Source organism: Streptomyces sp. NBC_01210 (genome assembly GCF_036010325.1).
Taxonomy (GTDB): domain Bacteria; phylum Actinomycetota; class Actinomycetes; order Streptomycetales; family Streptomycetaceae; genus Streptomyces.
In genome coordinates this window covers 8,098,947-8,109,878 of the sequence record NZ_CP108549.1, presented here as the reverse complement: position 1 = coordinate 8,109,878, position 10,932 = coordinate 8,098,947, and the positions used below count along the sequence as shown (strand labels likewise).

The window sequence follows — 10,932 nt, the reverse complement described above, 5'->3', positions numbered from 1 at the left end:
CTCGGCGGAGACTGGATGTGCGACGGCTGAATGGCGGGGAATACGGTGCCACCGAGCGTGCACAGACGGTAGGGGTGGCTGTCAGTGGGGCGTGAGCGCCACGGTGATGCGCTTGGACGCGGCTCGCGCCGCTCGTCCGGGCTCCTTGCCCTGGAGTACCGCCGTCATGTACGGCTTGATCGGGTTGTCGGCCTCGACGCTCGCCCACTGCGGAGAATGTGGTGTGGCCCTGCCTTGCGCGGCTCCCGCGGCCGTCGCCACGGTGCTCTCCTCACCCCGAGGACACCCGCGAGGGTGGGCGGACGCCCGCCTGGCGTCCGCGCCCTTGAGCATGGACTGGCGGCCGGGCACCGTGTCCTCGAAGGTCGTTCCGGCCCACGGCAGGCGGCGCTCCGTGCGGTGACCTGAGCCCCTCGCGCGACCGCTACCGCATCGTCCCCCGGCTCGCACCGGCCGGCCGCGGACGACCGATCCGTTCCCGACGCCTCGCGCAGCGCCTCCTGGTGGGGCACCGTTGAGTGAACGTACAGAGAGGAGTGCGACACACATGTCGAATCACACCTACCGGGTCACCGAGATCGTCGGCACCTCACCGGAGGGCGTCGACCAGGCCATCCACAACGGCATCACCCGTGCGGCCCAGACCCTTCGGGGACTGGACTGGTTCGAGGTGACCCAGGTCCGCGGCCAGATCGTCGACGGGCAGATCCAGCACTATCAGGTCGGCCTCAAGGTGGGCTTCCGCCTCGAGGACGGCGAGTGACCGGCTGACGAGCGGACCGTCCGCCGGCCGTCGGGATCAGGGCGACTCAGGTCGGGATCAGGGCGGCTCAGGTCGGGACCAGGGTGGGTCAGGTACGGCCCTCGCGCTCCTGAGCGTCCTTCAGCGCCTCGGTCGTACCGGCCGCCCACCGGGCCCGTACGACCGGGAAGCCGGCCCGTTCGGCCTCGTCGCACACCAGCTCGTCGTCGTCCACCAGCATCCGGATCTCCCGGTCCCGGCCCAGCCGCCGCAGGATCTCCAGCTTGGTGGTGCGGGCCGGCCGGCGGTCGTCGTTGCGCCGCATGAACACCTTCCCCTCCGGCAGCCCCTGCGCCGCCAGCCAGTCGAGGGTGTCCCTGCGGCACCGTTCCGGCCTGCCCGTGAGGTACCTGACCTCGCACTCCTCAGCGGCCTGCAGGCACAGCTCGATGCCCTTCGCCAGCGGCGGGTCGTCGGGGGCAGCCGTGAAGAAGGCGTCCCAGTCGCGCGGCTTGCGCTCGAGGAAGTGCTGCCGGTGCCCGGAGTCGGCGAGCGTCCCGTCCAGGTCGAATACGGCCAGTGGCCTGCTGCTTCGCGTCACGGCCCCCAGCCTAGGGAATCCTGGCGTGGCAAGGGCGTTGTCACCGGGTGTGAGATCAGTGATCGCGTCCGCCCGCCTCTCCGTACTCGACCGTTCCCGCACCCGCGAGGGGCACGACGGGCAGGAAGCCCTGCGCGACACCGTGCGGCTCGCGCAGGAGCTGGAGGCGCTCGGCTATCACCGCTTCTGGGTCTCCGAACACCACAGCGTGCCGGGGGTGGCGGGCTCCGCGCCGACCGTCCTGGCCTCGGCCGTCGCCGCCGCGACCTCGACGATCCGCGTCGGCACGGGCGACGTGATGCTCCCCAACCATCAACCGCTGGTCGTTGCCGAGCAGTTCGGGGTGCTGGAGTCGCTCTTCCCGGGCCGGATCGACATGGGTCTGGGCCGCTCGGTCGGCTTCACGGACGGGATACGCCGGGCGCTGGGCCGCGACATGAAGGACGCGGAGGACTTCGCCGAGCAGTTGGAGGAGCTGCTCGGCTGGTTCACGGGAGAACGGACGGCGCATCCGCAGGTGCACGCCCGCCCGGCGGAGGGTCTGCGCGTCCCGCCGTACCTCCTGGCCACCGGCGAAGGGGCAAAGATCGCGGCCGAGGCCGGGCTGCCGCTGGTCATCGGCGACATCCGGGGCCGTGACCGAATGCTGACCGCCGTCGACCGCTATCGGCAGGACTTCCGTCCTTCCGCCTGGTCCGAGCGGCCCTATGTGGTCATCGCGGGCACGGTCGTGGTCGCCGCCACGGAGGAGGAGGCACGCCGGCTGTTGATGCCGGAGGCCTGGTCGCTGGCGTACTCCCGTACGCACGGCGTGTTCCCGCCGCTCGTCCCACCGGAGCGGATCGAGGAGCTGACGATGACGGCGAAGCAGCGCGAGTTCTACGAGTCCGGGCTCACCGGGCATATCGCGGGGACCGAGCAGCAGGTCACGGAGGCGCTGGAGGCGGTGGTGAAGGACAGTGCCGCCGACGAGGTGCTGGTCACGACGAGTACGTACGACCGCGAGGCTCTGCTGGACTCCTTCCGGCGCCTCGCCCGGATCGCCGGGCTGACCAGCGCGGACGCCTAGAATCGTCCGCTATGCACAGCCCTCACGACCCGTACGTCCGTGTCCGCGGCGCCCATGAGCACAATCTGCGCGGCGTCGACGTGGACATCCCGCGCGATGCCCTCGTCGTTTTCACCGGTGTCTCGGGGTCCGGGAAGTCCTCGCTCGCCTTCGGCACGATCTACGCCGAGGCGCAGCGGCGCTACTTCGAGTCCGTCGCCCCCTACGCCCGCCGGCTGATCCACCAGGTGGGCGCGCCCAAGGTCGGCGAGATCACCGGGCTGCCGCCCGCGGTCTCGCTGGAGCAGCGCCGTTCATCGCCCACCTCGCGCTCCTCGGTCGGAACAGTCACCACGCTCTCCAATTCGCTGCGGATGCTGTTCTCGCGGGCGGGTGACCATCCCGAGGGGGCCAAGCGCCTGGACTCGGACGCCTTCTCGCCGAACACGGCCGCCGGGGCCTGCCCCGAGTGCCACGGTCTGGGCCGCATCCACCGCACCAGCGAGGAACTGCTCGTCCCCGATCCGTCGCTGTCCATCCGGGACGGCGCGATCGCGGCCTGGCCGGGGGCCTGGCAGGGCAAGAACCTCCGCGATGTGCTGGACGCTCTGGGGTACGGCATCGACCGGCCGTGGCGCGAGCTCGACCAGAAGGACCGGGACTGGATCCTGTTCACGGACGAGCAGCCGGTCGTCACGGTGCATCCGGTACGGGAGGCAGGCCGCATCCAACGCCCGTACCAGGGCACGTACATGAGCGCCCAGCGCTATGTCCTGCACACCTTCGCGGACTCCAAGAGCCAGACGCTGCGCACCAGGGCCGAGCGGTTCCTGGTCAGTGCGCCCTGTCCGTCGTGCGGGGGCAGCAGGCTGCGTCCCGAGGCACTGGCGGTGACGTTCGCGGGCCGTACGATCGCCGAACTGGCGGCGCTGCCGCTGACCGGACTCGCCGAGGTGCTCGAATCGGGCGCCGCGGGCGGCTCCGAGACCGCACGGGTGCTGACCGCCGATCTCCTCGCCCGGATCGGCACGGTCACCGAACTGGGGCTCGGCTATCTCAGCCTGGACCGCACCGCGCCCACCCTGTCCAGCGGAGAGCTGCAGCGGCTGCGGCTGGCCACCCAGCTGCGTTCCGGTCTGTTCGGCGTCGTGTACGTACTCGACGAGCCGTCGGCCGGTCTGCATCCGGCGGACACCGAGGCGCTGCTGGTGGTTCTGGAGCGGCTCAAGGCAACGGGCAACTCGGTCTTCGTGGTGGAGCACCATCTCGATGTCGTACGCAGCGCGGACTGGCTCGTCGATGTGGGGCCGCATGCGGGCGAGCACGGCGGTCTTGTGCTGCACAGCGGCCCGGTGGCGGATCTGGCCGGGGTCGACACGTCGGCGACTCGGCGGTTCCTGTTCGAGCGGCGGTCCGCGCCGGTGCGCGAGGCCCGCGCGCCGGCGGGCTGGCTGCGGCTGAACGGGGTCGAGCGGCACAATGTGCGCGGCGTGGACGCGCGGTTCCCGCTCGGGGTGTTCACCGCGGTGACCGGCGTCTCGGGTTCGGGTAAGTCGACTCTGGTCGGGCAGGTGCTCGCGGGCGCTCTCGCGGAACGGCTGGGCTCGGATGCGCCGGACAGCGACGGGACGGACGCGGCGTCGGCGGCCGGGTGCTTCTCGGTCGAGGGGATGGCGGCCGTGCAGCGTCTGGTCCAGGTGGACCAGCGCCCCATCGGCCGTACGCCGCGCTCCAATCTCGCCACGTACACCGGTCTGTTCGACGTCATCCGCAAGCTCTTCACCGCCACCGACGAAGCCAGGGCACGCGGCTACAAGGCGGGCCGGTTCTCCTTCAATGTGGCGGGAGGGCGCTGCGAGACCTGTCAGGGTGAGGGCTTCGTCTCGGTGGAGCTGCTCTTTCTGCCCAGCACCTACGCCCCGTGCCCGGACTGCCACGGTGCCCGCTACAACCCGTCGACGCTCGAAGTCCGTTACGGGGGCCTGAGCATCGCCGAGGTGCTCGATCTGACGGTGGAGGCCGCGGCGGAGTTCTTCACCGGTGTCCCCGCGGCCGAACGCAGCCTGCGCGCCCTGCTCGATGTGGGGCTCGGCTATCTGCGCCTCGGCCAGCCCGCGACCGAGCTGTCGGGCGGCGAGGCTCAGCGCATCAAGCTCGCCACCGAACTGCAGCGGGTGCGGCGCGGGCACACCTTCTATGTGCTGGACGAGCCGACCACCGGGCTGCATCCCGCCGATGTCGAGGTGCTGATGCGGCAGTTGCACGGTCTGGTCGACGCGGGCCACTCGGTGGTGGTCGTCGAGCACGACATGGAGGTGGTGGCGGGCGCGGACTGGGTCATCGACCTCGGTCCGGGTGGCGGCGACGAAGGCGGTCGCATCGTCGCCGCCGGTACACCGGGCGAGGTGGCGGGCACGGCCGGCAGCCGTACCGCGCCCTACCTCGCGCGGTCCCTCCGCTAGGCCGCTGTGTCGAATGTGTAGTAGCGGGTGTGGTCGAGCATGTCGGCAGGGGTCACGTTGTTCCACGGGCGCATCGTGTCGTGGAGGTCCACGACATTGGCCGTCCCGGCGGCCGGCAGATAGGCGGAGCCCGGGTGCCGGGCCTGCCAGTCGGCCCAGAGCTTGTCGATAAAGGCGTGGTGCAGCCAGAACACCGGGTCGTTCGGGGAAACTCCTGTGGTCATCTGGCCGCCCACCCACACATGCACCCGGTTGTGCAGGTTGACGCCGCGCCAGCCTTCCAGGTGGTTGCGGAAGCCGTCCGACGCGCTGTTCCACGGCGGAGCGTCATAGGTGGCCATGGCGAGCACGGAGTCGACTTCGGCCCGGGTCGGCAGCTGTTGTCCGCCCGCGCCGAGCTCCCGGCGCAGATAGCCGCGACCGTCGACGCGTATGTTCACCGGCCATTTGCCCGCGGCGGACGCGAACGGGCCGTCCATCACCTGTCCGTCCCTGCTGCGGCCGGTGCCGCCGAGGAAGTCCGCCGCCCAGAGGGAGGAGCCCGCGGTACGGTCCGCCGTCCAGTCCCAGTACGGGAGCGCCACGGAGGGGTCCACGGCCTGGAGTTGCTGCTCGAACTGTATGAGGAACCTGCGGTGCCACGGCAGGAAGGACGGCGAGCGATGGCCGACCCGGTCGCCGTTGTCGGTGTCGCTCATGATGAAGCCGTTGTGAGTGGTGACGAAGGTGTCGTACTGCCCATTGCGCTTGAGCTCGAGCAGCGCGTCGACGAAGCGGCGCTTCTCGGTGGCGGTCAGCCGGGCCTGGTTCTTGCGTACGGTCATGGCGGTGCTCCCGGATCAGGCGAGGACGAGGGGGACGAGCTCGGCGCCCTGGAGTTCCACCACGGCGGCGCGGGCCACCGCGCGGGGCGTGGCGAACGTCTCGTAGTGGTTGACGACGCTGATCCAGGTGCCGTCGGCATTGCGCATCACATGCAGCTCATCGCCGTCTATGCGCACCGCGTAGCCGGCGCCGTGGTGTCCCATCCCGTGGTGTCCCATCCCGTGGTCTCCGCCGCCGTGCGAGGGCGCGCCCTGTATGCGGCGCCCCTGGTAGACCTCGTCGAACGGCGCGGGGTCGGAGAGGTTCGGGGCGGGGTCGGAGGCGTTCGGGGCGGCCGCCGCCGGGTGTGACAGCGCTGTGGTCGCGAGATCCGCGACGGCGAGTCCGGCGAGTGCGCTCGCGGCGGCGCCCAGGGCGCGTCGGCGGGTGAGTTCAGGCATGGCAACCCCCAGAGTTGGCAGTGCTTCGGTAGGGCACGAGCGTGGTCGGCGCCCGTTACCCGGCCATGCCTACCGGCTCACCCGAACTCCGGGGAAATCTCCGGGTACCGGGTCGCTGCAATGCGGACATGTCGCGATACACAGTGCAGAGTTGAACGAAGTTGATCTTGCTGTCGACGCGCTCGATCGCACCCCAGGGCGTAAATCCTGCGGCTGATGTGACAATTACATGAACAATTTGTTGCCCGGGGCGGGGAAGCGTGGGCGCCCTCACACACGAAAGCTGTCCTGAATCTCCTGGCCCCGGCCGCAACATCGGCCTCAGCGACGGACTTTCCGGGTCGCCCGCAGCCACTCCTTGTTCATCGCCGCGATCGACGGCAGCGGGATCCCCTTCGGACAGGCCGTCGCGCATTCACCGGTCAGCGTGCAGCCGCCGAAGCCCTCCTCGTCCATCGTCGCAACCATCTCGAGCACACGGGTCTCGCGCTCGGGCGCGCCCTGTGGCAGCACATTGAGGTGGTTGATCTTCGCCGATGTGAAGAGCATCGCGGAGCCGTTGGGACAGGCAGCGACGCAGGCGCCGCAGCCGATGCACTCCGCGTGCTCGAAGGCGAAGTCGGCATCCGGTTTCGGAACCGGCGTGGCGTGGGCCTCGGGAGCGGAGCCGGTCGGGGCGCTGATGTAGCCGCCGGCCTGGATGATCCGGTCGAAGGCCGAGCGGTCCACGACCAGGTCCTTCACCACCGGGAAGGCGGAGGCGCGCCATGGCTCGACGTCGATGGTGTCGCCGTCCTTGAAGGACCGCATATGGAGCTGGCAGGTGGTGGTGCGCTCCGGACCGTGGGCGTCGCCGTTGATGACCAGGCTGCAGGCGCCACAGATACCCTCGCGGCAGTCGTGGTCGAAGGCGACCGGCTCGTCGCCCTTGAGGATGAGCTCCTCGTTGAGGGTGTCGAGCATCTCGAGGAACGACATGTCCGTCGATATGCCGTCGACCTCGTAGGTGACCATGGCGCCGGGAGCGTCGGGGTTCTGCTGGCGCCAGACGCGCAGGGTGAGCTTCATGCGTAGCTCCGCTGAGTGGGGTGGACGTACTCGAAGACGAGGTCTTCCTTGTGCAGGACGGGCGCCTCGCCGGTCCCGCCGCTGTGCTCTCCCGGGGGACGACTGCCGGGCCCCCGGTACTCCCAGGCGGCCGCGTAGCCGAACTCCTCGTCCTTGCGGGCGGCTTCGCCGTCCGGGGTCTGGGACTCCTCGCGGAAGTGGCCGCCGCAGGACTCGGCGCGGTGCAGTGCGTCGAGGCACATCAGCTCGGCGAGCTCCAGATAGTCGACGATGCGGTTGGCCTTCTCCAGCGACTGGTTGAACTCCTCACCGCTGCCCGGCACCTTGATGCGGCGCCAGAACTCCTCGCGGATCTGCGGAATCCGGCCGAGCGCCTTGCGCAGCCCCTCATCGGTCCGGGCCATCCCGCAGAACTCCCACATGAGTTGCCCGAGTTCGCGGTGGAAGGAGTCGGGCGTGCGGTCGCCGTCCACGGCCAGCAGCAGGTTCAGCCGGTCCTCGGTCTCGGCGAGCACCTCTGCCACCGCCGGGTGCGAGGCGTCGACGGTCTCCGGGTGCGGATTGCGGGCGAGGTAGTCGTTGATCGTGGACGGCAGGACGAAGTACCCGTCGGCGAGCCCCTGCATCAGCGCGGACGCGCCCAGCCGATTCGCTCCGTGGTCCGAGAAGTTGGCCTCGCCGATGGCGAAGAGCCCCGGGACAGTGGTCTGCAGGTCGTAGTCGACCCACAGGCCGCCCATCGTGTAGTGCACGGCCGGATAGATCCGCATGGGAACCTCGTACGGATTCTCGGCGGTGATCCGCTCGTACATGTCGAAGAGGTTTCCGTACTTCTCAGCGACCTTCTCCCGGCCCATCCGCCGGATGGCGTCGGCGAAGTCCAGATACACGCCCTGGCCGCCGGGGCCGACGCCGCGGCCCTCGTCGCAGACGTTCTTCGCGGCGCGCGATGCGATGTCGCGCGGGACGAGGTTGCCGAAGGAGGGGTAGATCCGCTCCAGGTAGTAGTCGCGCTCGTCCTCGGGGATTTCGCTCGGCGGCCGCTCGTCGCCGCGCGCCCTGGGGACCCAGATACGGCCGTCGTTGCGCAGCGACTCGCTCATCAGGGTCAGTTTGGACTGGTGGTCGCCGGTGCGCGGGATGCAGGTGGGGTGGATCTGGGTGAAGCAGGGGTTGGCGAAGTACGCGCCGCGGCGATGGGCCCGCCAGATCGCGGTGGCATTGGAGTTCATGGCGTTCGTCGACAGATAGAAGACATTGCCGTAGCCGCCGGAGGCGAGCACCACCGCGTCCGCGAAGTGGCTGGAGATCTCGCCGGTGATCAGATCGCGTGCGACGATGCCGCGGGCCCGTCCGCCGACGACGATCAGATCGAGCATCTCGGTCCGGGCGTGCATCTCCACGGTTCCGGCGGCGATCTGCCGGGAGAGCGCCTGGTAGGCGCCGAGCAGCAGCTGCTGTCCCGTCTGGCCGCGGGCGTAGAAGGTACGGGAGACCTGGACACCGCCGAAGGAGCGGGTGTCGAGGAGGCCGCCGTACTCGCGGGCGAACGGCACACCCTGCGCCACGCACTGGTCGATGATCTCCACGGAGATCTGGGCGAGCCGGTGGACGTTGGACTCGCGGGCGCGGAAGTCGCCGCCCTTGACGGTGTCGTAGAACAGGCGGTGGATCGAGTCGCCGTCGTTGCGGTAGTTCTTGGCGGCGTTGATTCCGCCCTGGGCGGCGATGGAGTGCGCCCGGCGCGGTGAGTCCTGATAGCAGAACTGGACGACGTGGTAGCCCTGTTCGGCGAGGGTCGCGCCCGCGGCGCCACCGGCGAGGCCGGTGCCGACGACGATGATGGTGTGCTTGCGGCGGTTGGCCGGGTTGACCAGTCCGGCCTCGAAGCGCCGTCGGTCCCAGCGCTCGGCCACGGGTCCTTCGGGGGCCTTGGTGTCGGCGACAGGAGCGCCGGTCGTGTAGTTCAGGTAGTTCATGTCAGCTCACCACTCCGGTCATGACGGCGAGGGGTACGGAGATGAAGCCCGCGGTCAGTACCAGCGCGAGGACGTTTGCGACGGTCTTGAGGACGCGGTCGCGGGTGGCGTTGCCCACGCCGAGGGTCTGGGCGGCGCTCCAGAAGCCGTGCCGGATGTGCAGTCCGACGGCGAGCATCGCGACGATGTAGATCACGTTGCCGTACCAGGTGGAGAAGGTCGCGACGACGTTCTCGTAGGGATGGCCCGGCTGGGCGTTCTCGTTGACCGTGAGCGTCGTCAGGTCCAGCAGATGCCAGACGATGAACAGCGCCACGATGATGCCGCCCCAACGCATGGTGCGGGTGGCGTAGCCGGCCCGGCGCCGCTTGTGCGCGTACGGGACGGGCCTGGCCTTCAGATCCCGCTTGCTGAGCTGGTACGCCGATACTCCGTGGCCCACGACGGCCGCGAGCAGCACCACGCGGACGATCCAGAGCCCCCAGGAGTAGTGCAGGACGGGCTCCCCCATGGTGCGCAGCCAGTGACCGTACGCATTGAACTCCCCTGCCCCGAAGAAGACTTTGAGGTTGCCCATCACATGCGCGACCAGATAGCCGAGCATGATCAGGCCGCTGACGGCCATGACCGTCTTCTTGCCGACGGTCGATCCCCAGAACGTGCGCGTGAGGGACGGTTTTCGATCCGTCCGCGTTGCCAGAGCCATGTACAGAGACGCTAGGGCGGGAGGACCCAAGAGGTCCAAGACATGATCCGGCTCATTTCCATAGGCATGCCCTATCGTGGATGCTATGCAGTTCCAGCAGCTTCTGTACTTCGTGGCGGTCGCCGAGACGCGCCACTTCACCCGCGCCGCCGAGCGGGTGCATGTCGCCCAGCCGTCCCTCTCCCAGCAGATCCGGGCGCTGGAGAAGGAGCTCGGAGCGGAGCTGTTCAGCCGGGCCCGCGGCAATATCGCCCTGACGGACGCCGGGGAGGCGCTGCTTCCGCTGGCGCGCCGCATCCTCGCCGACACCGACACCGCACGCCATGAGGTCCAGGAGCTCGCACAGCTGCGCCGCGGCCGGGTCAGGCTGGGCGCGACGCCGAGCCTCTGCACCGGTCTGCTGCCGGATGTGCTGCGGACCTTCCACGATCTGCACCCGGGCATCCAGCTGCTGATCGAGGAGAGCGGTTCACACGATCTCGTACGCGAGCTGGCCCGCGGGTCGCTCGATCTGGCCCTGATCGTGCTGCCGTTGCCGCCCGCGTCCCCCGCGCTGACCACGGTCGAGCTGCTGCGGGAGGATCTGGTCGTGGTGTCGTCGGCTGCGGCGAAGGCCCCGCACCGGCCGGTGCGGATCGCCGATCTGCAGGGCGAGCCCCTGGTGATGTTCCGGCACGGCTACGACCTGCGCGAGCTGACGGTCGCCGCATGCCGCGCAGAGGGCTTCGAGCCGGCCTTCACCGTGGAGGGCGGCGAGATGGACGCCGTACTCGGTTTCGTACGGGCCGGGCTCGGCGTCGCGGTGGTGCCGAGCATGGTGGCGGACCGCGCCGGGCGCGATCTGCGGGTCACCCCGCTCGCCCAGCCGGGACTGCGCCGTACGATCGCGCTCGCCCACCGCAGCGATGTCGCCCCGCCGCGGGCCGCGCGCGAGCTGCAGCGGGTGCTGCTGAACTCGCGCACGGCGGTCGACTGACCGTCGTCGGGGCACCGCCTTCGGCGTTGCCCTCAATCGCCGGACGGGCTCGATGGTGCGGCGATTGAGGCGCGGGGGCCGGGGG

At 69.9% G+C, this 10,932-nt stretch carries 10 protein-coding genes and 1 pseudogene; 4 read left to right on the top strand and 7 right to left on the bottom strand.

The window, feature by feature from the left end; all coding sequences use genetic code 11:
- Window positions 1-81: 81 nt before the first annotated feature.
- Window positions 82-276: pseudogene (locus tag OG735_RS36580) on the bottom strand (extracellular solute-binding protein); the annotation flags it as partial.
- Window positions 277-547: 271 nt separating this feature from the next.
- Between OG735_RS36580 and OG735_RS36575 the strand changes: the two are divergent.
- Window positions 548-763 carry a dodecin gene (locus OG735_RS36575; protein ID WP_326654052.1) on the top strand — a complete coding sequence of 72 codons (216 nt, stop codon included), beginning with the start codon at window positions 548-550 and terminating at the stop codon, window positions 761-763.
- 88 nt (window positions 764-851) lie between these two features.
- On the opposite strand, the gene OG735_RS36570 is transcribed toward OG735_RS36575, so the two are convergent.
- Complete coding sequence (locus OG735_RS36570; RefSeq protein WP_327327432.1) at window positions 852-1,343, bottom strand: phosphatase domain-containing protein; 492 nt, start codon at window positions 1,341-1,343, stop codon at window positions 852-854.
- Window positions 1,344-1,392: 49 nt separating this feature from the next.
- Between OG735_RS36570 and OG735_RS36565 the strand changes: the two genes are divergently transcribed.
- Both OG735_RS36565 and uvrA read left to right on the top strand, forming a co-directional pair.
- On the top strand, window positions 1,393-2,412 hold the full coding sequence (locus tag OG735_RS36565) for an LLM class flavin-dependent oxidoreductase (RefSeq protein WP_327327431.1): 1,020 nt from the start codon (window positions 1,393-1,395) through the stop codon (window positions 2,410-2,412).
- A gap of 11 nt (window positions 2,413-2,423) precedes the next feature.
- Window positions 2,424-4,853: an excinuclease ABC subunit UvrA gene (gene uvrA, locus OG735_RS36560; protein WP_327327430.1), complete on the top strand. Its 2,430-nt coding sequence runs from the start codon at window positions 2,424-2,426 to the stop codon at window positions 4,851-4,853.
- Here the strand turns inward: uvrA and melC2 are convergent.
- The 5 genes from melC2 to OG735_RS36535 form a co-directional block, all read right to left on the bottom strand.
- Window positions 4,850-5,677: a tyrosinase MelC2 gene (melC2, locus tag OG735_RS36555; protein WP_327327429.1), complete on the bottom strand. Its 828-nt coding sequence runs from the start codon at window positions 5,675-5,677 to the stop codon at window positions 4,850-4,852. The two genes, uvrA and melC2, sit on opposite strands and share 4 nt — an antisense overlap.
- Before the next feature lie 15 nt (window positions 5,678-5,692).
- Window positions 5,693-6,118 carry an apotyrosinase chaperone MelC1 gene (gene melC1, locus OG735_RS36550; RefSeq protein ID WP_327327428.1) on the bottom strand — a complete coding sequence of 142 codons (426 nt, stop codon included), beginning with the start codon at window positions 6,116-6,118 and terminating at the stop codon, window positions 5,693-5,695.
- A gap of 321 nt (window positions 6,119-6,439) precedes the next feature.
- On the bottom strand, window positions 6,440-7,186 hold the full coding sequence (locus OG735_RS36545) for a succinate dehydrogenase/fumarate reductase iron-sulfur subunit (protein WP_327327427.1): 747 nt from the start codon (window positions 7,184-7,186) through the stop codon (window positions 6,440-6,442).
- A complete protein-coding gene (locus tag OG735_RS36540; protein WP_327327426.1) occupies window positions 7,183-9,165 on the bottom strand; it encodes a fumarate reductase/succinate dehydrogenase flavoprotein subunit in 1,983 nt (660 codons plus the stop codon). The genes OG735_RS36545 and OG735_RS36540 overlap by 4 nt, the downstream gene beginning before the upstream one ends.
- A gap of 1 nt (window position 9,166) precedes the next feature.
- Complete coding sequence (locus OG735_RS36535) at window positions 9,167-9,871, bottom strand: succinate dehydrogenase (RefSeq protein WP_327327425.1); 705 nt, start codon at window positions 9,869-9,871, stop codon at window positions 9,167-9,169.
- Window positions 9,872-9,956: 85 nt separating this feature from the next.
- Between OG735_RS36535 and OG735_RS36530 the strand changes: the two genes are divergently transcribed.
- The gene (locus OG735_RS36530) at window positions 9,957-10,847 is read left to right on the top strand and encodes a LysR family transcriptional regulator (protein WP_327327424.1); all 891 of its coding nucleotides are present in this window, start codon (window positions 9,957-9,959) and stop codon (window positions 10,845-10,847) included.
- Window positions 10,848-10,932 lie beyond the last annotated feature (85 nt).

Coding starts and splice junctions, on each gene's coding strand:
- OG735_RS36575 (WP_326654052.1), top strand. CDS start 548: ATGTCGAATCACACCTACCGGGTCACCGAGATCGTCGGCACCTCACCG.
- OG735_RS36530 (WP_327327424.1), top strand. CDS start 9,957: ATGCAGTTCCAGCAGCTTCTGTACTTCGTGGCGGTCGCCGAGACGCGC.
- melC2 (WP_327327429.1), bottom strand. CDS start 5,677: ATGACCGTACGCAAGAACCAGGCCCGGCTGACCGCCACCGAGAAGCGC.
- OG735_RS36545 (WP_327327427.1), bottom strand. CDS start 7,186: ATGAAGCTCACCCTGCGCGTCTGGCGCCAGCAGAACCCCGACGCTCCC.
- uvrA (WP_327327430.1), top strand. CDS start 2,424: ATGCACAGCCCTCACGACCCGTACGTCCGTGTCCGCGGCGCCCATGAG.
- melC1 (WP_327327428.1), bottom strand. CDS start 6,118: ATGCCTGAACTCACCCGCCGACGCGCCCTGGGCGCCGCCGCGAGCGCA.
- OG735_RS36535 (WP_327327425.1), bottom strand. CDS start 9,871: ATGGCTCTGGCAACGCGGACGGATCGAAAACCGTCCCTCACGCGCACG.
- OG735_RS36540 (WP_327327426.1), bottom strand. CDS start 9,165: ATGAACTACCTGAACTACACGACCGGCGCTCCTGTCGCCGACACCAAG.